Genomic DNA, 25,335 nt, shown 5'->3' with positions numbered 1-25,335 from the left:
TCAGCCGAAGAAGATGTTGCGGCGGCCGGCCAGCAGGCGGTACAGCGTCTGCTGGATGGTCTCCCGCACCTGGTCGGTCAGCTCGAACGTGACCATCGGATCCTCGGCGTCGCTGGCGGCGTAGTCGGCGGTGTAGATCGGCTCGCCAAATGCGATGCGCCACTTCGACGGCAGCGGCACCAGGCCCGCGGGTCCGGCCAGCGGGAACAGCGGCGTGATGGGGAAATAGGGCAGGCCGAACAGCCGCGCCAGCAACTTGACGTCGGTCAGCATCGGGTAGATCTCTTCGGAGCCGATGATCGAGCACGGAATGATCGGCGCCTTGGTGCGCAGCGCCGCGGTGACGAAGCCGCCGCGGCCGAATCGCTGCAGCCGGTAACGGTCCTCGAAGCGTTTCCCCAAACCCTTGTAGCCCTCGGGGAAGACGGCGGTCAGCTCGCCGGAGGCGAGCAGCCGCTGTGCGTCGGTCGTGCAGGCCATGGTGTGCCCGGCCTTGCGGGCGGCCTCCCCGACCACGGGCAGGTCGAACACCATGTCGGCGGCCAGCAGCCGTAGGTCGCGCTCGGACGGGTGGTTGTCGTGCACCGCCACCGACAGCATCAGCCCGTCGAACGGCAGGACCCCGGCGTGGTTAGCCACCAACAGCGCGGCGCCTTCGCTGGGCAGGTTCTCGATGCCGCTGACTTCGACGCGGAACCATGAGCGGAAGAAGAACCTCAGCAGCGGCCGCACGATCGCGGCATTGAAGTGCGGATCGAACCCGAACTCGTCAACGCTGTAGTCACCGGTCAGTCGTTTGCGAAGGAATCCGGCCACGGCGGCGACGCGCTCGGCGAGCTCGTTGAGCGGCACCTCGGCGGGAGCCGGCGCGCCCGCGGCGCGGCGGTGCTCGTCGATCTCACGAACGACGGCGGCGAGTTGTTCGGCGGACGCACGGCCGCGGGTGTCAGTGAGCAACGAGGGATGCTGACCGGAGTCGCCTGCCCGTTGATCCGCTCTGCGACGCGCTGTTACCCGGCCCCGATTCGTGTGCAGTGGAATAACATTCGCTCTGTTTTCACCCGCCACGATATCTACCTGACCCCACCCCATGGAATTGGATTTCGGCTACCCCAGCGCTGGGCAATCGCAATAGCGCGATCCTCCAGGGAGCGTACCCGATGTGGGTCGATAATGGGAGTCAGGCCGCGGCCGCGAACGTAGTCGTCGAACGCCTCGGCCGTACTCCATTTGGGCTGGTAGCCAAGTTCCGAGCGCATCCGACTGGTATCCATCACCCGGCCATAACTCAAGTAATTGAATTGGTCTCGGGTGATCTCGGTGTAACGATTAGCCCGCCTTAGCGAATCGAGCGCGAATACGCCAAAACCGGGTACTGGCAACGGAATTCGGCCCGCGCGGCGAATCGCCTGGGACAGCATGATGATACCGTCGGCACCGATGTTGAAGGTGCCGGCCTTGCCGGCCATCGCCGCGCGCTCCAACGCTCCCAGCGCATCCTGCTCGTGCAGCAGCTGCAGTCGCGCGTCGCGGCCGAACATGGTCGGAACCAACGGCCCGGCCAGATACCGCGACAGCGTGGTGTCCATCGCCGGCCCAATCATGTTGGCCAGCCGCAGAATCGTGACGGCGATATCGGGCCGGCGCCGACCCAGCCCACGCGCGTAACCCTCGATATCCAGGCTGTCCTTGGCGAATCCGTCGCGAAACGGCCGACGGCTGCTGCTGTCCTCGGTGAACATCACCGGGTCGTGCGCGCTGGACCCATACACCTCGGACGTCGACTTCAGCACGACCCGACGCACCGACGGCGCCTTCTGACAGGCCGCGAAGAGTTGCATCGCGCCCATCACGTTGATTTCCTTCAACGCCGCGCTGCCGCCCGAGCGCGGTGCGTACGACGCCGCGGCCGCATGCACCACCGTGTCGACGTCGCCGTTTCGAATCACCTTGGCGATAAACGGATTGCGGATATCGGCGCGGACGAACTCGGCCCGGCCCATCCGGCGCAGCATGTCCTTGCTCGGCGCGATCGCGTCGACCGCGATGACCCCGTTGATGAGCGGGTTCTGCGCGAGCCGGGCGGTCAGGTAGCCGCCGAGGAATCGGCATGCACCGGTGACCAGCACGACTTTGGGGTAGTGCACGGTGCCGCCGCTTGTCCCGCCCCCGTCAGGGCCACTCGACGTGTCCACGCAGACGAGCCTAGCGGCCCGGTTGCTACAGCGGCGTTACCGATCCAGCGATTTACTTGCCGAGTTTTCTGCGCTGCACCCGGGTGCGACGCAGCAGTTTGCGGTGCTTCTTCTTCGACATGCGCTTGCGCCGCTTCTTGATGACTGAACCCATGACTCCGCTATCTGCTTCAAAGTTTGGACCCGGTCACCTTACCCGGCGGGACGCGGCCAACACCAAACCGGCTTGGCGCCGTGCGGCCAGCGAGCCCGGCGCGACCTAGCCGGCGTCGAAGTACGACGTCTCCAGCATGTCGTGGACGGCCTTGGCATGCACCCGGAAGGAGCGACCGACCCGAACCGCGGGCAGCTCACCGTTGTGCACCAGCCGGTACACCGTCATCTTGGAGACCCGCATCAGCGCGGCCACCTCGGCGACGGTCAGAAATTGTGTCCTGGCCTGCTGGCTGTCGACGGAACCGGTGTCCCGCGCCTTGCCAGCGGAATCTCGCGCCGATGGCCCGTTCGTTGACGTCATCGCAACCCAATCGTGTCAGGCACGCGCAGCGCCACCGGCTTCCCCTCCGCTGGCACCCACGCGTGCATACACACAGGAGAATAGCGGGACTAATGGGGTTACTGGTACTGGTGGGGGATAATCAATTCGAAATTTTAAAATTATTCGGATGTAATTCTTAGCTGCTCAGAGCGGCTTTTGGCGGCCTGGACGGCGGCGTCCACGGCGGCGCGCAAGCCGCCGCGTTCCAGTTCCCGCAGCCCAGCGGCGGTGGTGCCACCGGGCGAGGTGACCGTGGCGCGCAACTGCGCGGCCGAGGCGTCCACCTGCACCCCCAGCGACGCGCCCTCGGCCGACGCCCCGGCGCCGCCGTTTTGGTTCATCCGTTCCAGGAGCATCGCCGCCGAACCGGCCATCGTCTGGGCGGTCAGGTCGGCGGCCACCGCACGGCTCAGACCCGCCGCGACGCCGGCGTCGACCAGCGCCTCTACCAGCAAGAAGAAGTACGCCGGGCCCGAGCCGGACAGCGCGGTCACCGCGTCCATCTGCGCCTCGGGAACGGTGAGCACCCCGCCGACCGCGTCGAACAGGGCCGACACCTCCTCGAGCTGTGCCGGCGTCACGAAACGGCCGGTGGCCAGCGCCGTCACCGCCGCGCCCACCAGCGCGGCCGCGTTGGGCATCGCCCGGATCACCGGGGTGCCGGCCGGCAGCCGGGACTCGAAGTAGGTGATGGTGATGCCGGCGGCCACGGTCACGAACACCTGCTCGGCGCTGTCGTTGTCGGCGTTGGCGGCCGCGTCGGCCAGCTCGGTCAACACGGACTCGACGTCCGCGGGCTTCACCGCAACCACGACAAACGTCGCGTTGTCCACGGCCTCGGTCACCGAGGACGTCACCAACACCGCATAGCTGTCCGCCAGGTATTTGGCCCGGTCTTCGATCCGCTCGGCCACCACCAGGTCTTTCGCCTGCCGCCCCGCCCGCAGCAACCCAGACAGCAACGCCTCGCCGATGCTGCCACCACCGATGATCGCGATCCTTGCCATGTCGGAAAGCATCGCAGACGGCTCGGCTTCTAGCTTTTGGAGGGCACCATCGCCAGCTGGCGCGACTGCGCCACGATGCGGCCCGTCTGGTCGACGACGAGGTGATCCTCGTCGAACCAGTCCTGCCCGATCTCGATGCAGCTGCAGATCACCCGCAGCCAGCCATCGGCGGGCAGGGCCCGCAGGAACGCGGTCAGCTGGATGGTGGGCGCCCAGCCGGTGCGTTCCACCGCGAACGTCACCGGCGCGGACACGTCCCCGCACATCAGCGCGAACAGCGCGTCGGGGGCGACGCCGCGCGGGCGCGCCCACATCTGGATCACCGGCGGGCGCCCGTCTGCGCGCGGCCCCAGCGTGGACAGCACCGTCCGAATCTCGCAGCCCTCCCCCAGGTGCACCAGGCCCGCCAGCGGGTGGCCGGGCTCGATCGCCGCGACGTCGTCGGGCGGTTCGGGTGGCATCAAATCCAGGACCGGGTTGGCCGACAACAGCGGCACGGTCCCGTGCTCGGGCTCGCCGAGGTTGACGACGGCATGCACCGCGGTGCGGTCGCCCTGGGTCAGCTCGACGTCGACGACGCTGATCCGCCGGCCGCGCTTGCGGATCAACGTCGTCAGCAGCATCGGCCCCGGGTCGGGCGCCCACAGGAAGCTGGCCGAGACGGAAACCGGCTGGGGCCCCTCGCGGTGCCCGCCGCCGCATGCGGTGCGCGCGGCGTTGGCGCACAGCGCCAGCATGGCGCCGCCGTGCACCTTGGGCCCGATGGTCCAGTGCTTGTTCAGCTCGCCCTCGAAGACGCCTTTAGAAAGGCCTGAGCCGACCTCGCGCAGGGTCATCGCTTCGGTGAATAAGGCGGTCATGATCTCCTAGCGCAGTAAGTGCGTGCGGGCGAATTGCAACGATTCGGTCAGCATGTCCTCACGCTCGTTGGCCGAACGCGCGCCCGACGTGGACACCTCCAGAATGACGTGGCCGGCGAAATGGCCGCCGGCCAGCATCTGGCACACCTCGACGGTGGGTTGCGTGCCGCGGCCGGGCACCATGTGCTCGTCGGCGGGCAGGCCGCTGCCGTCGCACAGGTGCAGGTGCACCAGACCGGAGCCCATCCGCCGCGCCATCTCCAAAGCGTCGGTGCCCGCGGTCGAGGTGTGCGACAGGTCCAGCGTGTAGTGCGCGTGGTTGCCGTCGAGCGGGTCGTAGGACGGCGCGAACGCGGAAAACCCGGGTCCCGGGCCGCCGCCGCGCCTGCGCATCCGTTCCCGGGACTGGTCGGCGCCGAAGAATCGGTCCGCCCGGAACGGAAACATGTTCTCGACGGCCACCATCACATCGCTGGCCGCTTCCAGGGCCACCACCTGCTCGCTGAATCCCTCGGCGTAGCGCCGCTGCCACCGGAACGGCGGGTGCACGACGACCGTCTGCGCGCCCAGTTGTTCGGCGGCCTTCACGCTGCGCTCGAGCTTGGGGATGGGATTGGAGCCCCACACCCGCTGCGAGATGAGCAGGCACGGCGCATGCACCGACAGCACCGGGACGCGATAGCGCCGCGACAGCTTTGCGACGGCATCGATGTCCTGGCTGACGGTCTCGCCCCACACCATCAGCTCGACGCCGTCGTAGCCCAGCTTGGCCGCGTACTCGAATGCGGCCTCGGCCCGCAACGGGTACACCGAGGCCGTCGACAAGCCGACTTTGATTGCGGGGCGCACTGTCTGTGTGGTGCCAGCTAGCCCGCTAAGAAGCCCGACTGCAGCGACAGCGCCAGCGGTCCCAGGGTGATCAGCGCCCCCACCGCGACCGCGATCAGCGTGCTGGCAATGTCCTCGGTTTTGCGGACCACGCGGACCCCGACCACCAGGCCCAGGATGACCAGCACCGAGAGCACCAGCGCCACGATGCTGTTCCACCGCCACAGCTGGTCGAAGGCCACGAACAGGCCCGCGCCGAACGCGACGGCCAGCATCGACTGCAGCACCACCAGGGTGGCCCGCCACAGCGCTTCGAACCTGCCCGGCGACGGCTGCGGCCGCTCGCCCGCTCGGGCCGGCTCGGCGGGCGCCGTTGCCTGCGCCGCGCCCGCGGCTTCGTCGCCGCGGCGCCGGGCCAACTCGTCGGCCAGGGACTGGCCCCCGAACAGGGTCGAATCGGAAGCCTGCAGATAGGAACGCACGTAGGCGGAATCCTCGGTCGCGACCTCCGCCTCGCGCACGTCGGCGTCCATGACGTCGACCGGGCTGTCGGCGTAGTCCCCGGCCGGATCGGGACTCATGCCCTCGGCGTCGGACTCCAGCTGCACGGACCCGTTTCGACCCTCGGGCCGCGGGTAGGCGCTGAGCTGCGGCCCCGACGCGCGTTGCGCCTGCGGCGGCGACTTGGGCCAGCGCGGCTCGGGTTCGGAGAAGTAGGCGACGCGCTCCGCGGCGCCCTCGACGGGCTGCTCTTGCCTGGTGGCCGGGGCCGGCGCGCCGGCGTCCTCGTCGTCGCGGATGACCGGAAGTTCGCCGGTGAGCTCGGCAACCGAGACGGCGTCGCTGTCGCCGCGCCGACGGCGGCGCCGCCGGGTGACCGCGGGTGCGCCGATCGTCCCATTCCTGGCCAGCAATTCGGCGACGGAGATCGGCCTGGTCTCGGGGCTCTCCGCCGCGGGTTGTGGTCCGGTCATGATTTGTCGCCTTTCGATCGGTTTGCCGCGTTCCGATCTACTCCCTGGCCTCTGGCATCGCGCACCGAAGTCTCCACCAAGGCAGTTCCGTCGGCTTCACTGTCAAGTTTCCGCAGAATGAGACCTTCCCGTAATGCCCACGGGCAAATGTCCACGGTTTCGATTGACAGCGCTCGCATGCTCGCCTCCGCCACCAGTGCACCCGCCACGATCTGCGGTGCTCGCTCGGCGCTAACTCCTTCCAGTTCTGCGCGGTCAGCGGTCGTCATCCTAGAGATGAAAGCTATGAGTTGTCTGAGGCCGTTTGCGGTCAGCGTCCTTTTCACCCGCGGCCCGGCGGCCGACGGCGCCGCGCCGGTCAGCCGCGCCAGCGAACGAAACGTCTTGGAGGTGGCCACCGCGAGGTCGGGGGCCCCGGAGTCCAGCACCGTCTCGCTCGCCTCGGCCAGCTCGGCGTCCAACCAGTCGCGCAGCATCGCGACCCGCCGCCGGCCCGGCGGATCGTCGGTGAGCCACTCGCGGGTCAACCGGCCGGCGCCCAGCGGCAGCGACAGCGCAACCTCGGGCTCCTCGTCGACCCCGCTGGACAACTCCAGCGAACCGCCGCCGATGTCGAGGTTGATGATCCGCCCCGCGCTCCAGCCGTACCAGCGCCGCACCGCCAGGAAGGTGAGCCGCGACTCGTCGACCCCGCGCAGCACCTGCAACTCGACGCCGGTCTCTTTGCGCACCCGCGCCAGCACGTCATCGGAGTTCTCGGCGTCGCGGACCGCGGAGGTGGCGAACGCCATCAACTCTTCGCAGCCGGAGCTGATCGCGATCTTCGCGAATTCGTCGATCGTCGAGATGAGCTTCTCGGCGCCGCGCTTGGTGATTTTGCCCTCACTGTCGGTGGCCTCCGCCAGCCGCAGGGTGGCTTTCGTCGAACTCATCGGCGTCGGATGGCCGCCGCGGTGGGCATCGACCACCAGCAGATGGACCGTGTTGCTACCCACGTCGAGCACGCCCAATCGCACAGCACAAAACTAGCGGGACGACGCCGCGGCCTGCTGAGCAGTCCGGCAAAGCGACACGACGCGAGCGGCGCGGACAACCGGAATCGTGGTCTAACGTTGAGTCCGTGGCAAATTCGCACCCCGAGCCGGGCCAAGAAGTCGAGTTGGATTTCGCCCGTGAATGGGTGGAGTTCTACGACCCGGCGGATCCCGAGCACCTGATCGCGGCCGACCTCACCTGGTTGCTCTCGCGCTGGACGTGCGTGTTCGGCACCCCGGCATGCCGCGGCACGGTGGAGGGCCGGCCGGATGACGGATGCTGCTCGCACGGCGCCTTCCTGTCCGACGACGACGATCGCGCCCGGCTGGACGACGCGGTCAAGGAGTTGACCGACGACGATTGGCAATTCCGCGAAAAAGGCTTGGGCCGCAAGGGTTATCTAGAACTCGACGAGAATGACGGCCAACCCCAATACCGCACCCGCAAGTACAAGGACGCGTGCATCTTCCTGAACCGGCCCGGGTTCGCGGCCGGGCCGGGCTGCGCGCTGCACAGCAAGGCCCTCAAGCTGGGCGTGGCGCCGCTGACGATGAAACCCGATGTCTGTTGGCAGTTGCCGATCCGGCGCAGCCAGGAGTGGGTGACCCGGCCGGACGGCACGGAGATTCTCAAGACCACCGTCACCGAATTCGACCGGCGCGGTTGGGGCTCCGGCGGCGCCGACCTGTACTGGTACTGCACCGGCGACCCGGCCGCTCACGTCGGCGCCAAGCAGGTGTGGGAGAGCCTGGCCGACGAACTGACCGAACTGCTCGGCAAGAAGGCCTATGCCGAGCTCGCGTCAATGTGCAAGCGCCGCAGCAAGTTAGGGCTCATCGCGGTGCACCCCGCGACCCGGCTCGCCGAGTAGATAACACTCGACCATGCGCAGCGCGCTGGCGCGCAGGTATGCCTCGACCGCCGCGGCGGCGCCCGTCGCGTCACGCTCTACCACCGCGTCGGTGATCTTCCGTAGGTCCGCCACGACGGGGCCGGCGTCGTCGTAGGCCCCGGTGAGCTCGTGCTCTCGGCCGCCGAAGGCATGCTCGACCCAGCGATAGAGCAATCCCAACGCGCGGTTGCGGGTGCTGTGGATCAGCACGCGGAAGTAGGCGAGGTCGGCGGCCTGGCGGGCGAGGGCGGTGTCCGCCTGCTGGACCGCGGCCTCAGCGGCGCGCAGCGCGTCGGCATCCTCGGGGGTGTGCCGCTCGGCCGCCAACCGGCCGATCGCGGGGCCCAACGCCGCGCGGATCTCCAGCAGCTCGGTGAGGAACTCCGGGCCGAGTTTGCGGACCAGCGCCTCGACCACGGCGGGATGGGTAAGGCCCTCGGGGTCGCGGACCAGGTTGCCGCTGCCCTGCCGGGCCTCGATCAGGCCCATCTGCTGCAACCGTGCCAGGCCTTGGCGCAACGACGTGCGATTCACCCCCAGCTGCTCGGCCAGGTCGCGCTCGGGGGGCAGCGTCGAGCCCGGCGCGAACACGCCGTCGAGGATGGCGTCGGCGATCGACGCGGCGATCTGTTCGTCGACCCGGTAGCGGTCGGGTGGCCGAATCGGATTTGACTGGTTCATTGGCTCAACCAATATAGTGGATGGGACCGGCATCGAGACTGCGTCCAGCGCGGAATTTCGGCAGTTTTTTCGCGCTGAGCGCAGTCTCGGCGCCCCGGGGAGGTGTGCATTGGAGGCCGAAGAGCTGCGATCGGCGGCGGCCCCGCGCTGGCGCGGGCAGGCCGGCCGGCTGGAGGTCTGGTACGCGACCCTGTCGGATCCGCGGACCCGCGCGGGGCTCTGGATTCACTGCGAGACCGTCGCGCCGACACAGGGCGCCGCCTACGCGCACGGCTGGGCCACCTGGTTCCCGCCCGAGGGGCCCCCGCGCACCGAACGGTTCGGGCCCGAGCCGGTAGCGCCGGCGGTCGGTGACGCCTGGTTCGACGCGGCCGGCGCACGCGTGGGCCCGCGGGAACTCGCCGGACGCGCGCGGGCGCTGGCCTGGGAGCTGTCCTGGCAGGACGACGGCCCGCCGCTATGGACGTTTCCCCGCCGGGCCTGGGAGCGCGAACTGCTCCCGGGCGCGCAGGTGGTGCTCGCCCCCACCGCCGACTTCACCGGCTCACTGACGGTCGACGACACCACGCACCGCATCGACGGCTGGCGCGGCGGCGTCGCCCACATCTACGGACACGGCAACGCCAAACGCTGGGGATGGATCCACGCCGATCTCGGCGGCGGCGACGTCCTGGAGGCGGTCTCGGCGGTCTCGCACCGACCCGGCCTGCGCCGGCTCACGCCGCTGGCCTTCATTCGCCTGCGCGTCGATGGAAGGGATTGGCCCACAAGCTTTTTGCCGTCGCTGCGGATGCGCACCACGTTGGGACTGCGGCACTGGCAGCTGGAGGGCCGCATCGGAAGTTTTGCGGGCGGCAAGCCCGCGCTCATCCGCGTCGACCAGCCCCCGGAGCGCTGCGTGAGCCTGCAATACACCGATCCGGACGGGGGCACCGCGGTGTGCACCAACACCGAACAGGCCGACATTCACATCGAGATCGGCGACCGGCACTGGTCGGTGCTGGGCACCGGGCACGCCGAGGTCGGCCTGCGCGGTCCGGCGGCCCCGACCGTCAACGAAAGGATCCCATCGTGAGTTTTCTGCTTGACCCGCCGCTGCTGTTCGCCTCCGGGGTGCTCATCGAGCGCGTGCTGCCAGCCGAGCGCCGCGACGCGGCCGAGGCGGCCACCATGGGCGTGTTCTTCGGCGGCTCGTTCGGGCTGTACAACAACGTTCCCGGACTCGGGCTGCTGTGGCGACCCTTCCGCGCGCGCAACGGCCGCGACTTCATGTGGAACAGCGGCGTTTTCAAGGTAAACACCAAAGAAGCCGACTGGCCGCTGCACGCGGCGGCTGGCGGCATCTTCGCGACCTACCCGTTCTTCCTCAAGCTCGGGCGAAAGCTCGGGCGCCGCAAGTGAATTCGTTAGCGTCCTTCGGCACCGCACTCCTGCCCGAGGAGCACGGCGGCCCGTCACCGGCGGTGCTGGTCAATCGCGTCGACCGCTACCTGGCGCGGATGCCGTCGACGACGCGCATGGCGCTGCGGGCGGGGTTGCTGTCGGTCGGCGCGGCCAGCTACCTGACCACCGGCCGGTCGCTGTCCCGGCTGAGCGCCAGCCAACGCGAGCGGGTGCTGCGGCGGGTGGCCGCGCTCAGCCCGGACGCCGGGACGGCCGTCGAGGCCATGAAGGTGATCGTGCTGCTGGCCAACGGCGCCGACAGCTATGCGCCCGAATTGCTCGCCCGCGCCCAAAAGCACGATGTGGCAAGGCCCGACGCGGCGCTGTCCATCACCCCATCCACCGAAAGCCCCTCCGTCGTGACCGCCGACGCGGTGATCGTCGGGTCCGGCGCCGGTGGCGCGATGGCGGCCCGAACCCTGGCGCGCGCCGGCCTCGACGTCGTCGTGCTCGAGGAGGGCCGACGCTGGACGGTCGAGGAATTTCGCAGCACACACCCGATCGAGCGCTACGCCGGGCTGTACCGCGGCGCGGGGGCGACCGTGGCGTTGGGCCGCCCGTCGGTGGTGCTGCCGGTCGGGCGCGCGGTCGGCGGCACCACCGTCGTAAACTCCGGCACCTGTTTGCGACCGTCCGATGCCGTGCAGCGGCGCTGGCGCGACGAATTCGGTTTGGACATAGCGGATCCCGATCGTCTGGCCGGCCACCTCGACGAGGTCGAGCGCACGCTTCAGGTGGCGCCGGTGCCGTTGGACATCATGGGCCACAACGGGCGCATGCTGCTCGACGGCGCGGCGTCGCTGGGCTGGCGGGCGGCGCCGATTCCGCGCAACGCACCGGGCTGTGAAGGCTGTTGCCAGTGCGCGATCGGGTGCCCGCGCAACGCCAAGTTCGGTGTGCACCTCAACGCGCTGCCGCAGGCCTGCGCGGCGGGCGCGCGGATCATCTCGCACGCACGGGCGGAGCGGGTGCTGCACGGGCACGGACGCGCACGAGGGGTGCGCGTCCGTCGGCCCGACGGCACCGCACTGGACGTGCTCGCGGACACGGTCGTCGTCGCCGCGGGCGCTACCGAGACGCCGGGTCTGTTGCGGCGCAGCGGAATTGGTGGACATCCGCGACTCGGCCGCAACCTCGCGCTGCACCCGGCGACGGTGCTGGCCGGGCGCTTCGACGACGACGTCGTCGCGTGGCACGGCGTCCTGCAGAGCGCGGCCGTGCACGAATTCCACGAGTCGGACGGTGTGCTGATCGAAGCGACCGCCACGCCCCCGGGCATGGGATCGATGGTCTTTCCCGGCTACGGCGCCGAGCTGCTGGGCTGGCTCGACCGGGCCGCTCAGGTCGCGACGTTCGGGGCGATGGTGGCCGACCGCGGGGTTGGCTCGGTGGCCTCGGTGCGCGGCGAAACGGTTGTGCGCTATGGCATCGAACGGGCCGCCATCGCCAAGTTGCTGGTTGCGCTGGAGGCCATGGGCCGCTTGCTTTTTGCCGCCGGCGCGGTCGAGGTGCTCACCGCCCTGCCCGGCGCGCCGACCGTCACGTCGCTGCCCGCGCTGCGGGAGGCATTGCGCAGCAGCAACCCGCGCAGCCTGCACCTGGCCGCGTTCCATCCGACCGGCACCGCGGCCGCCGGCACCGACGACCAGCGCTGCCCGGTCGACGAGCGCGGCCGGTTGCGCGGCATCGACGGGGTGTGGGTGGCCGACGCGTCGATCCTGCCCAGCAGCCCGGAGGTGAACCCGCAGCTGTCGATCATGGCGTTGGCCTTGTCGGTCGCCGACGAGGTACGGGTCTGACTACCCCTCCAGCTTGTAGCCCAGCCCGCGCACCGTCACCAGGTGCACCGGGTTGGCCGGGTCCGCCTCGATCTTGGACCGCAGCCGCTTCACGTGCACGTCAAGGGTTTTGGTGTCGCCCACGTAGTCGGCACCCCACACCCGATCGATCAGCTGGCCACGGGTCAGCACCCGCCCGCTGTTGCGCATCAGGTACTCGAGCAGGTCAAACTCCTTGAGCGGCAACGTGATCGTGTCACCGTTGACCGAAACGACGTGGCGCTCGACGTCCATCCGCACCGGTCCGGACTCGAGCACTCCGTCGCTGATCTCGGAGTCGTCGTCGCCGCCACGGCGCAGCACCGCGCGGATCCGGGCGATCAACTCACGCGCCGAATACGGCTTGGTGACATAGTCGTCGGCGCCCAGCTCCAGGCCGACCACCTTGTCGATTTCGCTGTCGCGTGCGGTCACCATGATCACCGGCACGCTGGAACGGGCCCGCAGCTGCTTGCACACGTCGGTGCCGGACATGCCCGGCAGCATCAAATCGAGCAGCACGATGTCCGCGCCGGCTCGGTCGAACTCGGCGAGGGCCGACGGCCCGTCGGTCACCACCGTGGCCTCAAAGCCCTCCTTGCGGAGCAGGAACGCCAGCGGATCGGCCAGCGACTCCTCGTCCTCCACGATCATCACGCTCGTCATGGGCGCGACTCCTCCTCATCGCATCGCTCTGCATCGTCGTACGCGCGGGTCATCTGCTCAATTCTTCCTCTCGTTGTGACCTGTTCGGTCGTATTTCACGTCCCTGCGGCTGTTCGGGTTGCTCGGACACGTCCCGATGCTCGTCCTGATACATCGGCAAGGACAGCGTGAACGTCGAACCCGTCCCGGGCTTGCTCCACACGCCGATGCTGCCGTTGTGGTTGGCCGCCACGTGCTTGACGATGGCCAGCCCCAATCCGCTGCCGCCGGTGGCGCGTGAACGCGCTTTGTCTCCCCGAAAGAACCGCTCGAAGACCCGCTCCTGGTCCTCGAGCGCGATCCCGATACCGCGGTCGGTGACGGCGATCTCGACGTTGTCGCCCCGGCGGCGGCGGCTGATCGAGACCAGCGATCCGCGTGGCGAATAGGCGATCGCGTTGGACACCAGGTTGGCCAGCGCGGTCACCAACAGGGTCTGGTCGCCGAGCACCTTCAGCCCACTCGCCGCGTCGGTGCGAACCTCGATCTCGGCGTTCTCGGCGGCCACCTTGTGGCGTGAAATCGCTTCGGACACAATGCTGTCGACCTCGACATCGGCCACCGTGGGCAACCGCTCGGCGCCCTGCAGCCGGGACAGCTCGATCAGCTCGGCCACCATGTCCCCCAGGCGGTTCGCCTCGATGAGCACCTTTTCGGCGAACCGGCGCACAGTTTCGGCGTCGTCCGCCGAAGCGAGCAGCGCCTCGGCCAGCAAGGCCATCGCGCCCACCGGGGTCTTGAGTTCGTGGCTGACGTTGGCCACGAAGTCGCGCCGGGCGGCCTCCATGCGGGCATAGTCGGACTGGTCATGCACGAAGACGACGGCAAACCGGCGATCTTCCTCGCTCAGCAACCGGGCATGCCCGTGCACCGACAGCCCCGAGCGGCCGCTCCCCGAGCGCCGTCCGGGCGAGAGGTCGAACTCGACGTCCGCGCCGCCCATCGCCTGCTGCGCGGCCCGCCAAGCCTGGTCATCGAGCTGCCGGTCCCGCACCAGCCCCAGCTCTTTGGCCCGCTCGTTGAGGTAGACCACGTCCTGATGGGTGTCGACGACCGCCGCGCCCAGGGGCATCAGCGCCACGATGCGTTCCAGCATCTGCGAAACGGTGATTCCCGCCCATTCGGTGGCCACCCGTTGGCGGCGCGCCGCGACGCGTTGCGACAGCCGGGTGCCGACCGCAATACCCACGGCCAGACCCGCCGCTGCTAAAACCCCGGCCAGCAACAGCGCCGAGAACACAGTCACAACCAAAATCCTACAAATTTCAGTGAACGCCGCCCTAGCGGAGCGAGGCCAAAATCGGACAAGTCACACTTTGCGCTACAGGTGTTCCGCTGCTGTTCACAGAGTGTTCGGAAAACGGGGCTTTCGAGCCTCGCCCGATGCGGTCAATGCCGGAGAACGCTACCCGCGTCCCTGATTGGCCACCGCCGCCGCACCCGCGGCGGCCGCCTCCGGGTCGAGGTAGGTGCCGCCGGGCACCACCGGGCGCATCTCGGCGTCCAGGTCGTAGCGCAGCGGAATGCCGGTCGGGATGTTCAGTCCGGCGATTTCGTCGTCGGACACCTGGTCCAGGTGCTTGACCAGCGCGCGCAACGAGTTGCCGTGCGCCACGATCAGCACCGTCTTGCCGAACCGCAGGTCCGGCACGATCACGTCGGTGAAGTACGGCAGGAACCGGGCCACCACGTCGGCCAGGCATTCGGTCAGCGGGCCGCCGCCGATGTCGGTGTAGCGCGGATCGGCGTCCTGGCTGAACTTGCTGCCCTTCTCGATCGGTGGCGGCGGCGTGTCATAGCTGCGCCGCCACGCCATGAACTGCTCTTCGCCGTACTGCGCCTTCGTCTGGGCCTTGTCCAGCCCCTGCAGCGCGCCGTAGTGGCGCTCGTTGAGCCGCCAGGTGCGCCGCACCGGCAGCCACAGCCGGTCGGCGGTGTCCAGGGCCAGGTGCGCGGTGGTGATCGCGCGCCGCAGCAGCGACGTGTAGAGCACATCGGGCGCCAGGTTGTGCTCGGCGATCAGCTCGCCGGCGCGCACCGCCTCGGCGCGGCCCTTGTCGGTGAGCCCGACGTCGACCCAGCCGGTGAACAGGTTGAGGGCATTCCATTCGCTCTCGCCGTGGCGCAGCAACACCAGGGTGGCAGTGTCTCCCATGCGGGTTAGTTTCTCACGCACCCTCCGACGCTCGCCGAGCGTTACCGCACTGCGAAATCGGGCGCGCTATTTCGCAGCCCGGTCACGCTCGCGGCGCTAGTCGTCGTCCTCGTCGTCGATCAGGTGCGCGAACGCCTCCAGGTTCTTCAGCGACTCGCCGCGAGACACCCGCCACTCCCACTCTTTTTGAATCGAGGACCGAAAACCCAACTCCAGCAACGTATTAAAGTCCGCGTCCACCGCTTCGAGCACCTGCCCGAGCACCCGGTCGATCTCCTCGGCGTCGACCGACGCCAGCGACATGCGGCCCACCAGGTAGATGTCGCCGACGTTGTCCAGCGTGTAGGCCACCCCGTAGAGCCGCCGGTTGCGCTTGAGCAGGAAGCGGTAGACACCCTCGTGGTTCTCGTCGGGTTTGCGGCACACGAACGCTTCGACGCGCACGGAATGCTCGCCGATGCTCAGGATCGTGTTGGTCTTGAGCTTGCGCTCGCCGGGCAGCTCGACGATCAGCCCGGACGGGCCGCCGTGCGCGCCCGCGTGCTCCGAATAGGTCAGCTGGCTGGCCTTCAGCGCGTCCTCGATGACGGCCTGCACGGATGGGCTCATGCGTCGACACCGCGGCGCGGCGCCCACCGGCGCGGCGTGCGCATGGACGCCCGGTCACGGACCCGGCGCTGCCGCTCGGCGGTGAACTCGCGGATCGCGCGCCGATAACTGGCCAGCAGCGCGTCGGTGGTGTGTTCCCACGAGAAGGTGGCCGCGTGTGCGACGGCGGCGCGGCTCATCGCCTGCGACCGCGGGGCATCGAGGCGCAGCACCCGGTCGAGCGCGTCGGCCCACTGACCGGGCTCATGCCCGGCCACCAGGGCGCCGGTGATGCCGTCACGCACCACGACCGGCAGTCCGCCGACCGCGGCCGCCACCACCGGCGTGCCGCAGGCCTCCGCCTCGACCGCGACCAGCCCGAACGACTCCGAGTAGCTCGGCACCGCGACCAGGTCGGCCGCCTGGAACAGGGTGGCCAGATCCGCGCGGGACTGCGGCGGCAAAAAGGTCACCCGATCGCCGATGCCGAGTTCGTCGGCCAGCCGCGCCAGGCCGTCCGGCCCAGCGGCCCGAGACGACAGACCGCTGCCCGACGGGCCACCGGCCACCACGACGCGCACGCCCGGCAGCCTGGCGGCCGCGCGCAGCACGACGTCGGGCGCCTTCAGCGGCTGGATACGTCCGACGAACGCAACCAGCGGGTCGTCGGCCGGCAACCCCAGCGCGGCCCGGGCGGCGCGCCGATCCCCCGGGCGGAACACGTCCAGGTCGACACCGGGATGCACCACGTCGATTCGCGCGGGATCGGCGTGGTGCAGCGAAATCAGTTGTCGCGCTTCATCATCGGTGTTGACGATCAGCCGATCCGCCTCGTCGACGACCTGCTGCTCACCGACCGTGCGCAGCGGCGGCTCGGGAGTGTCACCGTCGGCCAGCGCGGCGTTCTTGACCGCGGCGAGCGTGTGCGCGGTGTGCACCAACGGCACCGCCCACCGGTCGCGGGCCAGCCAGCCGACCTGACCGGACAGCCAGTAGTGCGAGTGCACGATGTCGTAGTAGCCGGGTTCGTGGGCCGCTTCGGCGCGCAGCACCCCGGCCGCGAACCCGCACAGCTGGGTGGGCAGATCGTATTTGTCCAGACCCTCGAACGGCCCGGCCACCACGTTGCGCACCAGGACACCGGGCGCCACCTGCACACACGGCGGGTCGGCCGAGGCGGTCGCCCGGGTGAAGATCTCCACTTCGATGCCCCGACGGGCCAGGTGCAGCGCGCTCTGCAGCACGTAGACGTTCATGCCGCCGGCGTCGCCGATGCCCGGCTGGGCCAGCGGGGAGGTGTGTACCGCCAGCACCGCGACCCGGCGAGGGGGTGTCACTACCGGGCTCCGGTTGGAAGGCAACACCCCTTCATCTTTACAGCAACCCGGTTCGGGCCCGTCAGGCAGAAGACCCCGGGGCGTCGTCGGGCAGCCGCGCCACCAGTGCCCCGGCTCGGCGCATCGCGCTCAGCGGATCGGCGTAGAGCCCGCCGAGCGAGACGATGCCCGCGCCGGCCTCCTGCACCCGGTTGCCGAAGACGGTGACGCGGATGTCGCGCGGCGCCAGCACCGAGCGTGCGGTGAACGCCTCTTCCACCGCCGCCATGCCCTCCGGATATTCGGTGAAGGCCTGCCCGCCGACCACCAGCTCGTCGGGATTGAGCAGGTCGCGTAGCAGCGCGACCGCCTCGCCGAGCACCCGGGCCCGCTCCGCCAGCAGCTCCTTGGCCTGCCCGTTGCCGGCCCGGGCCACCCGGAGGAGGTCGCGGGTCGCGGAGGCGCTGGGCAGGAGCCGCAGGCGCCGGGCGGCGGCCAGCACCGCCTCGTCGCTGACGGTGGACTCCAGCTGGCCGGTGCCGCCGAGCAGCTCCGAGTGCACCGGCAGCGGCGCGATCGTGCCCGGGCCGCTGGTCGGGCAATGCACCCGACCGCCGATGACCAGGGCGTAGCCCACGGTCTCGCGGGCATAGACGTACAGGCTGGTCGGTGAGCTCGGGGCGAATCGCCGCATGCCCAGCAGCAGCTCGGCCCCGGCCATGGCATCGACGTGCGAGGCCACCGACACCGGCAGGCCCAGCGCGTCGGCCAGCACGGGCCCGACGGGCGCCTGCCGCCAGCCCAGCCGGGCGTGGTCGACATGCCCGCTGGCGCTGTCGACGGCGCCGCCGATGGCCACGCCGACCCACAGTGGGCGCCGCCGATGCCAGCGGCGCAGGTAGCGCGCCGCGCTGTCGGCCAGCGACGCCAGCGCCGGCCCGGCCGGGCTGAGCGGCGTCGGCGTCTCGACCGTGTCGAGCGTGCGGCCGAACAGGTCGGTGGCCACGATGCTGGTGGTTCGCGCGCCGATGTGGATGCCCAGCGTCACGAAGGGTTCGTGGTTGACCTCGACGGGCACCCGTGGGCGCCCGATCGCCCCGGAGACCGCGAGGTCGGCGCGCTCCCGCAGCAGACCGGCGTCGAGCAGCGCGATGACCTGGCGATTCACCGTCGCGATGCTGAGCGAGGTGACCCCGGCGATGACGTCCCGGCCGACCGGGCCGCGCAACCGCACGGCGCGGAAGACCGAGGCCGCAGCGGAGTCCGACAGCTGCAGCGACGGCGGCATGATCTGGCGGTGGGAGCGCAGCGGGGCCTTCTGGCCGACTGCGTGGAGGGAGGAATGGTGTGAAAGAGCAGTGCTGCGCATCGGGCGTCCTTTTGATCTGAGTTCCTATGGCCGGTCTTGGCCGCACTGGCTGACGTATGGGTCAGGCGCGGCAAAGTGCGCGGCAACAACACTCATTGGCCGCGGGAAGGCACGCGGCCGAAGCGTTGAACAAGGCGCTGAGATGCACACGAGAAATTTAGCACGTTTATTAGAGTTGCTTGGGTGACTTCACCCGATGGAAACGCACGTGTTGCCGTGGTAACCGGCGCCAGTTCCGGGATCGGCGAGGCGACCGCCAGAACCCTTGCGGCCCTTGGGTTTCACGTCGTCGGCGTGGCACGTCGTCGGGACCGCATCGGCGCGCTGGCCGACGAGATCGGCGGCACCGCGGTTGTGGCCGACGTCACAGACGACGCGGCGGTGCAGGCGCTGGCGAGCGGCTTGGGCCGGGTCGATGTGCTGGTCAACAACGCCGGCGGCGCACGCGGATTGGCGCCCGTCGCCGACGCGGACCTGGAGCACTGGCGGTGGATGTGGGAGACCAACGTCATGGGCACCCTGCGGGTCACCCGCGCGTTGCTGCCCAAGCTGATCGACTCCGGCGACGGCCTGATCGTCACCGTCACCTCGATCGCCGCGATGGAGACCTACGACGGCGGCGCCGGCTATACGGCGGCCAAGCACGCCCAGGGTGCGCTGCACCGCACGTTGCGCGGCGAGCTGCTGGGAAAGCCGGTGCGGCTCACCGAGATCGCCCCGGGTGCCGTCGAAACCGAGTTCTCTCTGGTCCGCTTCGACGGCGACGAGAAGCGCGCCGACGCCGTCTACGCCGGGATCACCCCGCTGACGGCCGGCGACGTCGCCGAGGTGATCGGGTTCGTGGCATCGCGGCCCTCGCACGTCAACCTGGATCAGATCATCATCCGGCCGCGCGACCAGGCTTCCGCGAGCCGGTTTAACCGCCGGGGGTAGACGTCGACGGGCTAGGAGCCTCGGAAGTGGAGGTCGTCGGGGTGCCCGACAGGCTCGGTGCGTTCGACGGCGTCACCGGCGCGGTGACCGGAATCTGGCTGGCCGGCGGGTGCGCCTTGGCCGGCGGCAGCGCCGACATCGCCACCCAGGTGTCCCAGTCCACGGCCCAGTCCCAAATGTCGCCGTCGGCGTAGGACAGCTGGATCGAGCTGCCCGTCACCTCGACGGGGTCGCCGTACATCGCGGTCGGGTAGTACTCCGCGGCGTCCGCGGTGGACAGGTTGATGCAGCCGTTGGTGACGTTGGAATTGCCCTGCGCGCCCGCGCTCGACGGGTTGGCGTGGATGAACTCGCCGTTGTTGGAGATCCGCACCGCCCAGCGTTCGTGGGCGTTGGTGTAGCCGGCGGCCGGGTTGGACATGTAGAAATCGGCGTACTTCTCGGTGACCACGTGGATGCCGTTGCGGGTGACATTGCGGGCCTTGTCGGCTTCGCCGTAGCTGCAGGGGAAGTCCATGATGACGCCGGCATCGGTGACCACCTGGATGCGGTGCGAGGTGACCTCGGCCTTCACCACTTGGCGGCGGCCGATCTCGATGCGCAGCGAAATGTCGTCGGCGCCGTACGCGCCGTCGCCGAACGGCACCCCGTACAGCTTGGCGTTGACATTGACCTTGGTGCCCGCCGGGTAGTACTCGCGGGTGCGGTAGTGCACGCGGGCACCCTGCGCCTCGTCGGGCAGCCACGCCCAGCTGCCCTCGACGGGCGGGTCGGTGGTGACGGTGAGTGCCTTTTCCACCGCCGCCTTGTCGCTGATCGGCGCGTCGAACTGGATGATGATCGGCGCCGCGATCCCGACGGTCTGGCCGTCGGCCAGCTGGAAGGCGCCGCTGATCTTCTTGCTGGGCGACACCGTGCTGAACTTGCCCTTCAGCGCGACCGCCTTGCCGTCGTGGCCGACGGCGGAGCCGCTCCAGGTGTAGGTCGCGTCGTAACCCAACGGTTCGGTGATCGTGTACACGGTGCGGTCCCGGTTGAGCGCGCCGGCCACGACCTTCCCGGAGGAATTCGTCAGCGCGACGTGCTGCAGCCAGCCATCGCCGACCTGGACGCTGATCGGCGAGACCGGAACCACGTCGGCGGCCCCGTCGGTCGGCTGGAAAGTGAGGCGCGGCGAGGGCGGTGCCGGCTTGACCGCCTGGGTGATCGTCTTGGGCGAGCAGGCCGCCAAGGCGGCCGGCGCAAACACCCCGACCCCCAGCGCGGCCAGGGCCAGACGCCGATTGATCGGCCCCTGTCCGTCCGGGGCGCTGGAGGTGTCCACGACATCCAAAGATACCGGGCGAGACGACGTCAAAACCCTGGCCGCTGCGCCAGACTCGCTATAACGCGCACCCGACCAGGACGGGTTCGGGTGTGAGTGTGATACCAAACACGTCGCGAACACCGTCCCGGACGGTGCGGGCGAGCGCCAGTACGTCCTCGGTCGTGGCGCCGCCGCGATTGGTTAGAGCAAGCGCATGTTTGGTGGACAGCCGGCAGCGAGCAAAAGCACCCGGGCCGTCCGGGTAGCCCTTGCCGAAGCCGGCGTGCTCCACCAGCCAGCCGGCGGCCAGCTTGACGCCGTCGGGTGCTGGGTAGTGCGGCACCTGCCCGTCGACGCGGCCGGCCAGCCGCTCGTAGACCTCCGCGGCGACCACCGGGTTGGTGAAGAACGAACCGACGCTCCAGGTGTCGTGGTCGGCGGCGTCGAGCACCATGCCCTTGCGGGCGCGCAGGGCCAGCACCGCCTCGCGTACCGCCCGCGGGTCGGCGCGCTCGCCGCTGGCGGCATCGAGCGCGGCCGTCAGCTCGCCGTAGCGCAAGGGTGCGCTGCGACCCGAGTCGTCCAGCGCGAACTCGACTTCGAGTATCACAGCGGGGATGTCGAGACCGCCGGAATGCTTGAGCAGGCTGGTGCGGTAGCCGAAGCCCAACTCGCTGCCCGCAACCCAGCGCACCTCGCCGCTGCGGCGATCCAGCAGCCGGACCCGGGTGATGGTGTCGGACACCTCGGCGCCGTAGGCCCCCACGTTCTGCACCGGGGTGGCCCCGGCCGACCCGGGGATGCCGGACAGGCATTCCAACCCGCCCAGGCCGCGCTCGATCGTTGCGACCACCACGTCGTCCCACACCGCGCCCGCCTCGGCGCGCACCACGTTGCCGTCGACCGTGATGGCGTCATTGGCCAGCCGCACCACGGTCAGGTCGGTCAACGTGTCGGCGATCACCAGATTGGAGCCGCCGGCCAACACCAGCGGCTGGGTGTCGAGCCGGCGCAGCACCGCGACCACCTGGTCGGTGTTGGTGCAGGTGATGACGCGGCGCGCGACCGGCCCGACCCGCAGCGTGGTCAGCGGCGCCAGCGGCACCGACTCGGCGATGTGCGCACCGGCGAAGAGCGACCCGGCGGCGCTCTGATTCATGGCCCGTAACGGTAGCCTGGCCTGCTATGCCGCGCTCATTCGACGTGTCCGCCGACTACCACGGCAGTGTCGAGCAGATTTATCAGGCCTTCACCGAGGCGGACTATTGGCTTGGCCGGCTTGAGTTTTCCTCCGTCGACGAATCCAAGCTGGAGTCGATGCGTGTCGGCGGCGAATCGGGGCAAGACGGCACCATCGATGTGGTCACCCTGCAGGTGATGCACCGCCGCAACCTTCCGAGCGTGGTCACGCAGGTGCATCGAGGCGATCTGTGCGTGCGACGCGAGGAGACCTGGAGCGCGCTCGCCGACGGCACGACGACGGCGTCCATCCGGGGCTCCGTCCTCGATTCCCCGGTCAGCGTCGCGGGTACCGCCGTGCTCTCGTCCACCGCGGCGGGCGGCTCCAAGCTGGACGTCCAGATGACCGTGCAGGTCCGCATCCCGTTGATCGGCGGCAAGCTGGAGAAGCTGATCGGCGCGCAACTGACCACATTGATCTCGGAGGAACAACGCTTCACCACGATGTGGCTCGATAGCCGCGCCTAACATTGCGGCCATGCGAATCGCCTTGGCGCAGATCCTCAGTGGTACCGATCCGGCGGCGAATCTGGAGCTGGTGCGCGACTACACCGGACAAGCCGCCGATGCCGGCGCGAAGCTGGTGGTGTTCCCCGAGGCGACCATGTGCCGGTTCGGTGTTCCGCTCAGACCCGTCGCCGAGCCGGTCGACGGGCCCTGGGCGGACGGGGTCCGGCGCATCGCCAGCGAGGCCGGCGTCACCGTGATCGCCGGGATGTTCGCCCCCGCCGACGACGGACGGGTGACAAACACGCTGATCGCCGTGGGTCCGGGCACCGATGCCCACTACGACAAGATCCATCTCTACGACGCGTTCGGCTACACGGAGTCGCGGACGGTCGCGCCGGGGCACGAACCGGTCGTCGTCACGGTCGACGACGTCCGGGTGGGGCTGACCCTTTGCTATGACGTTCGGTTTCCGGCGCTCTACACGGAACTGGCCCGCCGCGGTGCGCAGGTGATCGCCGTCTGCGCATCGTGGGGTTCGGGGCCCGGCAAGCTCGAGCAGTGGACGCTGCTGGCCCGTGCCCGGGCGCTGGACTCGATGAGCTACGTCCTCGCGGCCGGTCAGGCCGACCCCGGCGACACCTTGACCGGCCCGGGTTCGGGCCCGGGCTCGCCGACCGGGGTGGGCGGCAGCCTGGTGGTGTCACCGCTGGGCGAGGTGCTGGCCTCGGCAACGAAGGGCGGCGGCGCGGACCCGCAACTGGTGGTTGCCGACATCGACATCGACCGGGTCGCGCCGGCGCGGGAAAGCATCGCGGTGCTGCGCAACCGCTCCAGCTTTGCTCAGGTTGATAGGGCAGAATCGCTTAAGTGACCAACCCGCAAGGACCACCCAACGAAGGGCCGCCGCCGTGGGGTCCGCCCGGCAACCCCCCCGGTAACCAGGGCCCGTTCGGCCCGCCGCAGGCACCGACGGAGCGGATGCGGCCTGGGGATCCCGGACCTGGTCACGCCCCGGAGCCTCCGACGACGGCCGTCCCGTCCGCCCCGGCGCAGCAGCAGACCGAGCAGTTCGGCGCGGCCAACCCGAACCCGCCGCGGCCCGCCCCGCCACCGCCGCCGAGGCCGCCCGCGGCGCCGACGGATCGAGCGGGGACACCCGACGCCGAGCCCGCGCCGGCGAAAAGGAAGCGCCGCCTGCGCGACCCGCTTTCCATCCTGCTGGTGCTCATCATCGTGGTTTCGCTGGTCGTCGCGGGGCTGATCGGGGCCGAGCTCTACTTCCGCAACCAGGCGAACAACAAGGTCGCCGCCGCGGTGGCGTGTGAGGTCAAGGACAAGGCCACCGCGAAGTTCGGGGTGGCGCCGTTGGTGTTGTGGCAGGTCGCCACCAAACACTTCACCAACATCTCGGTGCAGACGGCGGGCAACCAGATCCGCGACGCCAAGGGCATGAAGCTCAACCTGACCATCGACAACGTACGGCTCAAGGACAGCGGAAACTCCAAGGGCACCATCGGCGCCCTCAACATGGACATCACCTGGAGCTCTGACGGCATCAAGGAGTCGGTGCAGAACGCGATTCCGGTCCTGGGCCCGTTCGTCACCAACAGCGTGATCACGTCGCCGACCGACGGGACCGTCGAGCTGAAGGGCATGCTCAACGACATCAAGGCCAAGCCGGTGGTGTCGGGCAACGGTCTGCAGCTGCAGATCATCGACTTCAACACGCTGGGGTTCACGCTGCCCAAGGAGACCGTCCAGTCGACCTTGGACGAGTACTTCGCCAACCTGACCAAGAATTTCCCGCTGGGCATTCACGCGGACAGCGTGCAGGTCACGTCTTCCGGTGTGCGGAGCCACTTTTCGACCCAGAACGCCACCATCCCCGCCGGCGGCAGCACGGACCCCTGCTTTAGCAACCTGTAAGCCCGTCGAGCACCGCCCGGGTGCCGGACAGGCCCAGCCGGGTGGCGCCGGCGTCGAGCATCGCGAGCGCGGCGGCGGTGGTGCGGATGCCCCCGCTGGCCTTGACCCCCAGTCGCTGTCCGACGGCTTCGGCCATGATCGTGACGGCTTCGACCGAAGCCCCGCCGGCGGGATGAAACCCCGTCGAGGTCTTGACGAAGTCCGCGCCCGCGGCCTCGGCGGCGCGGCACACCTCCGCGAGCGTGGCCCGCGCGCTGCCCAACAGCACCGCCGACTCCACGATCACCTTGAGCACCGCCCCGGCCGTCGCGTCACGCACCGCCGCGATGTCGCTGCGCACCGCGCCGATGTCACCCGCTAGCGCCGCCCCGATGTCGATGACCATGTCGATCTCGCTCGCACCGGCCGCGACGGCCTGGGCCGCCTCGACGGCCTTGACTGACGACAGGTGCTTGCCCGACGGAAAACCCACCACCGCGGCGACCCGCACACCGCCGGCCCGCACCGCGACCGGCACCATCGACGGCGAGACGCATGCCGCGTAGACGCCCAACTCGGCCGCCTCGCCGACCAGGGCGACCACCTCAGCCTCGGTGGCCTCGGGTTTGAGCAGCGTGTGGTCGACCAGGGCGGCCAGCTGCGCGCGCGTGGGTCGCATCAGAACGGTTCCTCCGGGCCGCCGGGATTGCAGCCCGACGCCGCCATCTGGGCGTCGTCGACGACCGGGCGCCACGGCTCGAGGTTCCAGCTGGTTTTGCCGGGCTGCGCGAATTCGGCCACCTGCCAATGACAGAGGAACTGGGCGCGCATGCCGGGGGTGTCGGCGTCCGGCGAGCGGGTCAGGACTTCGGTCCAGGCCTCGTCGGCGGCCCCGGAGATGCCCGCGGTCCCGGGCTGCCGGGCGGCCAGCCGCGCCAACGGTGTGGGATACACGCGCAGGCTGGTCAGTCGCCCCCAGTGCGTCCACTCGGTGTGGTCGACGTACCTGCCCGGATCCGCCAGCGCGGGCGGGGCGCCCAGCAGCACGACCAGCAGCGCCGCCGACGTGGCGGTGCTTTGCACGACGGCACCCACGCAG

At 69.6% G+C, this 25,335-nt stretch carries 28 protein-coding genes; 8 read left to right on the top strand and 20 right to left on the bottom strand.

What is annotated here, in order from left to right:
• The 9 genes from G6N66_RS01955 to G6N66_RS01915 form a co-directional block, all read right to left on the bottom strand.
• Positions 1 to 1,092 (bottom strand): lysophospholipid acyltransferase family protein, encoded by a 1,092-nt coding sequence (locus tag G6N66_RS01955; protein WP_139825464.1) that lies wholly within the window; start codon positions 1,090 to 1,092, stop codon positions 1 to 3.
• Complete coding sequence (locus G6N66_RS01950) at positions 1,074 to 2,195, bottom strand: SDR family oxidoreductase (protein ID WP_085235591.1); 1,122 nt, start codon at positions 2,193 to 2,195, stop codon at positions 1,074 to 1,076. Before G6N66_RS01950 ends, G6N66_RS01955 begins: the two co-directional genes overlap by 19 nt.
• 52 nt (positions 2,196 to 2,247) lie before the next feature.
• Positions 2,248 to 2,349 carry a 30S ribosomal protein bS22 gene (locus G6N66_RS01945; protein WP_003402602.1) on the bottom strand — a complete coding sequence of 34 codons (102 nt, stop codon included), beginning with the start codon at positions 2,347 to 2,349 and terminating at the stop codon, positions 2,248 to 2,250.
• A 105-nt stretch (positions 2,350 to 2,454) separates the two neighbouring features.
• Complete coding sequence (locus G6N66_RS01940) at positions 2,455 to 2,712, bottom strand: cell division/environmental response transcriptional regulator (RefSeq protein ID WP_085235592.1); 258 nt, start codon at positions 2,710 to 2,712, stop codon at positions 2,455 to 2,457.
• A gap of 140 nt (positions 2,713 to 2,852) precedes the next feature.
• Positions 2,853 to 3,740: a pyrroline-5-carboxylate reductase gene (gene proC, locus G6N66_RS01935; protein WP_179968245.1), complete on the bottom strand. Its 888-nt coding sequence runs from the start codon at positions 3,738 to 3,740 to the stop codon at positions 2,853 to 2,855.
• Positions 3,741 to 3,769: 29 nt separating this feature from the next.
• Positions 3,770 to 4,600 (bottom strand): thioesterase family protein, encoded by an 831-nt coding sequence (locus tag G6N66_RS01930; protein WP_085235594.1) that lies wholly within the window; start codon positions 4,598 to 4,600, stop codon positions 3,770 to 3,772.
• A gap of 6 nt (positions 4,601 to 4,606) precedes the next feature.
• Positions 4,607 to 5,449 (bottom strand): sugar phosphate isomerase/epimerase family protein, encoded by an 843-nt coding sequence (locus tag G6N66_RS01925; protein WP_085235595.1) that lies wholly within the window; start codon positions 5,447 to 5,449, stop codon positions 4,607 to 4,609.
• 17 nt (positions 5,450 to 5,466) lie between these two features.
• Complete coding sequence (locus tag G6N66_RS01920) at positions 5,467 to 6,402, bottom strand: hypothetical protein (RefSeq protein ID WP_085235596.1); 936 nt, start codon at positions 6,400 to 6,402, stop codon at positions 5,467 to 5,469.
• Positions 6,399 to 7,418, bottom strand: coding sequence for a Ppx/GppA family phosphatase (locus tag G6N66_RS01915; protein ID WP_085235597.1), 1,020 nt, complete (start codon positions 7,416 to 7,418; stop codon positions 6,399 to 6,401). The genes G6N66_RS01920 and G6N66_RS01915 overlap by 4 nt, the downstream gene beginning before the upstream one ends.
• Before the next feature lie 104 nt (positions 7,419 to 7,522).
• Between G6N66_RS01915 and G6N66_RS01910 the strand changes: the two genes are divergently transcribed.
• Positions 7,523 to 8,308, top strand: a complete 786-nt coding sequence (locus tag G6N66_RS01910; RefSeq protein ID WP_085235598.1) for a hypothetical protein — start codon at positions 7,523 to 7,525, stop codon at positions 8,306 to 8,308.
• On the opposite strand, the gene G6N66_RS01905 is transcribed toward G6N66_RS01910, so the two are convergent.
• A complete protein-coding gene (locus tag G6N66_RS01905) occupies positions 8,264 to 9,010 on the bottom strand; it encodes a FadR/GntR family transcriptional regulator (protein WP_085235599.1) in 747 nt (248 codons plus the stop codon). The two genes, G6N66_RS01910 and G6N66_RS01905, sit on opposite strands and share 45 nt — an antisense overlap.
• A gap of 109 nt (positions 9,011 to 9,119) precedes the next feature.
• Between G6N66_RS01905 and G6N66_RS01900 the strand changes: the two genes are divergently transcribed.
• From G6N66_RS01900 to G6N66_RS01890, 3 genes are read left to right on the top strand one after another with little or no spacing between them, the layout of a single operon-like run.
• Positions 9,120 to 10,085, top strand: a complete 966-nt coding sequence (locus tag G6N66_RS01900; protein ID WP_085235713.1) for a hypothetical protein — start codon at positions 9,120 to 9,122, stop codon at positions 10,083 to 10,085.
• Entirely contained in the window at positions 10,082 to 10,411 is a 330-nt protein-coding gene (locus G6N66_RS01895) for a hypothetical protein (RefSeq protein WP_085235600.1), read from the top strand. Before G6N66_RS01900 ends, G6N66_RS01895 begins: the two co-directional genes overlap by 4 nt.
• Positions 10,408 to 12,252: a GMC family oxidoreductase gene (locus tag G6N66_RS01890; protein WP_085235601.1), complete on the top strand. Its 1,845-nt coding sequence runs from the start codon at positions 10,408 to 10,410 to the stop codon at positions 12,250 to 12,252. Before G6N66_RS01895 ends, G6N66_RS01890 begins: the two co-directional genes overlap by 4 nt.
• On the opposite strand, the gene regX is transcribed toward G6N66_RS01890, so the two are convergent.
• The 6 genes from regX to G6N66_RS01860 form a co-directional block, all read right to left on the bottom strand.
• A complete protein-coding gene (gene regX / locus G6N66_RS01885) occupies positions 12,253 to 12,936 on the bottom strand; it encodes a two-component sensory transduction protein RegX (protein ID WP_085235602.1) in 684 nt (227 codons plus the stop codon).
• 49 nt (positions 12,937 to 12,985) lie between these two features.
• On the bottom strand, positions 12,986 to 14,221 hold the full coding sequence (locus G6N66_RS01880) for a sensor histidine kinase (RefSeq protein ID WP_139825466.1): 1,236 nt from the start codon (positions 14,219 to 14,221) through the stop codon (positions 12,986 to 12,988).
• Positions 14,222 to 14,380: 159 nt separating this feature from the next.
• Positions 14,381 to 15,130: a phosphoglyceromutase gene (locus G6N66_RS01875; protein WP_085235604.1), complete on the bottom strand. Its 750-nt coding sequence runs from the start codon at positions 15,128 to 15,130 to the stop codon at positions 14,381 to 14,383.
• A 96-nt stretch (positions 15,131 to 15,226) separates the two neighbouring features.
• Complete coding sequence (locus tag G6N66_RS01870; protein ID WP_085235605.1) at positions 15,227 to 15,739, bottom strand: type III secretion system chaperone family protein; 513 nt, start codon at positions 15,737 to 15,739, stop codon at positions 15,227 to 15,229.
• Positions 15,736 to 17,079 (bottom strand): D-inositol-3-phosphate glycosyltransferase, encoded by a 1,344-nt coding sequence (gene mshA / locus G6N66_RS01865; protein ID WP_276013193.1) that lies wholly within the window; start codon positions 17,077 to 17,079, stop codon positions 15,736 to 15,738. Before mshA ends, G6N66_RS01870 begins: the two co-directional genes overlap by 4 nt.
• Positions 17,080 to 17,116: 37 nt before the next feature.
• Entirely contained in the window at positions 17,117 to 18,403 is a 1,287-nt protein-coding gene (locus G6N66_RS01860) for an ROK family transcriptional regulator (RefSeq protein ID WP_085235607.1), read from the bottom strand.
• Between the two features lie 183 nt (positions 18,404 to 18,586).
• On the opposite strand from G6N66_RS01860, the gene G6N66_RS01855 reads away from it, so the two are divergent.
• Complete coding sequence (locus tag G6N66_RS01855; RefSeq protein ID WP_085235608.1) at positions 18,587 to 19,336, top strand: SDR family NAD(P)-dependent oxidoreductase; 750 nt, start codon at positions 18,587 to 18,589, stop codon at positions 19,334 to 19,336.
• Here G6N66_RS01855 and G6N66_RS01850 read toward each other — a convergent pair.
• On the bottom strand, positions 19,320 to 20,693 hold the full coding sequence (locus tag G6N66_RS01850) for a L,D-transpeptidase (protein ID WP_232079181.1): 1,374 nt from the start codon (positions 20,691 to 20,693) through the stop codon (positions 19,320 to 19,322). The two genes, G6N66_RS01855 and G6N66_RS01850, sit on opposite strands and share 17 nt — an antisense overlap.
• Before the next feature lie 25 nt (positions 20,694 to 20,718).
• Positions 20,719 to 21,801 carry a UDP-N-acetylmuramate dehydrogenase gene (locus tag G6N66_RS01845; protein ID WP_085235610.1) on the bottom strand — a complete coding sequence of 361 codons (1,083 nt, stop codon included), beginning with the start codon at positions 21,799 to 21,801 and terminating at the stop codon, positions 20,719 to 20,721.
• A 26-nt stretch (positions 21,802 to 21,827) separates the two neighbouring features.
• On the opposite strand from G6N66_RS01845, the gene G6N66_RS01840 reads away from it, so the two are divergent.
• The 3 genes from G6N66_RS01840 to G6N66_RS01830 are packed head-to-tail and all read left to right on the top strand — an operon-like array spanning position 21,828 to position 24,257.
• The gene (locus G6N66_RS01840) at positions 21,828 to 22,349 is read left to right on the top strand and encodes a DUF2505 domain-containing protein (protein WP_085235611.1); all 522 of its coding nucleotides are present in this window, start codon (positions 21,828 to 21,830) and stop codon (positions 22,347 to 22,349) included.
• A gap of 10 nt (positions 22,350 to 22,359) precedes the next feature.
• Positions 22,360 to 23,202 carry a carbon-nitrogen hydrolase family protein gene (locus G6N66_RS01835; protein WP_085235612.1) on the top strand — a complete coding sequence of 281 codons (843 nt, stop codon included), beginning with the start codon at positions 22,360 to 22,362 and terminating at the stop codon, positions 23,200 to 23,202.
• A complete protein-coding gene (locus G6N66_RS01830; RefSeq protein WP_139825467.1) occupies positions 23,199 to 24,257 on the top strand; it encodes an LmeA family phospholipid-binding protein in 1,059 nt (352 codons plus the stop codon). Before G6N66_RS01835 ends, G6N66_RS01830 begins: the two co-directional genes overlap by 4 nt.
• Here G6N66_RS01830 and deoC read toward each other — a convergent pair.
• Both deoC and G6N66_RS01820 read right to left on the bottom strand, forming a co-directional pair.
• Complete coding sequence (gene deoC / locus G6N66_RS01825; RefSeq protein ID WP_085235614.1) at positions 24,244 to 24,915, bottom strand: deoxyribose-phosphate aldolase; 672 nt, start codon at positions 24,913 to 24,915, stop codon at positions 24,244 to 24,246. The genes G6N66_RS01830 and deoC overlap by 14 nt on opposite strands.
• Positions 24,915 to 25,319: a DUF2599 domain-containing protein gene (locus tag G6N66_RS01820; protein ID WP_085235714.1), complete on the bottom strand. Its 405-nt coding sequence runs from the start codon at positions 25,317 to 25,319 to the stop codon at positions 24,915 to 24,917. The genes deoC and G6N66_RS01820 overlap by 1 nt, the downstream gene beginning before the upstream one ends.
• Positions 25,320 to 25,335 lie beyond the last annotated feature (16 nt).

Origin of the sequence: Mycobacterium conspicuum, assembly GCF_010730195.1 — a bacterium.
GTDB lineage: Bacteria > Actinomycetota > Actinomycetes > Mycobacteriales > Mycobacteriaceae > Mycobacterium > Mycobacterium conspicuum.
The sequence above is the reverse complement of the archived record's forward strand: the minus strand, read 5'-3'. Positions and strand labels throughout refer to the sequence as shown.

Bases quoted from the DNA above. Each gene is read 5' to 3' on its own strand.
- regX (WP_085235602.1), bottom strand. From the start codon at position 12,936: ATGACGAGCGTGATGATCGTGGAGGACGAGGAGTCGCTGGCCGATCCG.
- proC (WP_179968245.1), bottom strand. From the start codon at position 3,740: ATGGCAAGGATCGCGATCATCGGTGGTGGCAGCATCGGCGAGGCGTTG.
- G6N66_RS01920 (WP_085235596.1), bottom strand. From the start codon at position 6,402: ATGACCGGACCACAACCCGCGGCGGAGAGCCCCGAGACCAGGCCGATC.
- G6N66_RS01940 (WP_085235592.1), bottom strand. From the start codon at position 2,712: ATGACGTCAACGAACGGGCCATCGGCGCGAGATTCCGCTGGCAAGGCG.
- G6N66_RS01930 (WP_085235594.1), bottom strand. From the start codon at position 4,600: ATGACCGCCTTATTCACCGAAGCGATGACCCTGCGCGAGGTCGGCTCA.
- G6N66_RS01845 (WP_085235610.1), bottom strand. From the start codon at position 21,801: ATGAATCAGAGCGCCGCCGGGTCGCTCTTCGCCGGTGCGCACATCGCC.
- G6N66_RS01905 (WP_085235599.1), bottom strand. From the start codon at position 9,010: ATGAACCAGTCAAATCCGATTCGGCCACCCGACCGCTACCGGGTCGAC.
- G6N66_RS01870 (WP_085235605.1), bottom strand. From the start codon at position 15,739: ATGAGCCCATCCGTGCAGGCCGTCATCGAGGACGCGCTGAAGGCCAGC.
- G6N66_RS01860 (WP_085235607.1), bottom strand. From the start codon at position 18,403: ATGCGCAGCACTGCTCTTTCACACCATTCCTCCCTCCACGCAGTCGGC.
- G6N66_RS01945 (WP_003402602.1), bottom strand. From the start codon at position 2,349: ATGGGTTCAGTCATCAAGAAGCGGCGCAAGCGCATGTCGAAGAAGAAG.
- G6N66_RS01840 (WP_085235611.1), top strand. From the start codon at position 21,828: ATGCCGCGCTCATTCGACGTGTCCGCCGACTACCACGGCAGTGTCGAG.
- G6N66_RS01955 (WP_139825464.1), bottom strand. From the start codon at position 1,092: ATGGGGTGGGGTCAGGTAGATATCGTGGCGGGTGAAAACAGAGCGAAT.
- deoC (WP_085235614.1), bottom strand. From the start codon at position 24,915: ATGCGACCCACGCGCGCGCAGCTGGCCGCCCTGGTCGACCACACGCTG.
- G6N66_RS01875 (WP_085235604.1), bottom strand. From the start codon at position 15,130: ATGGGAGACACTGCCACCCTGGTGTTGCTGCGCCACGGCGAGAGCGAA.
- G6N66_RS01835 (WP_085235612.1), top strand. From the start codon at position 22,360: ATGCGAATCGCCTTGGCGCAGATCCTCAGTGGTACCGATCCGGCGGCG.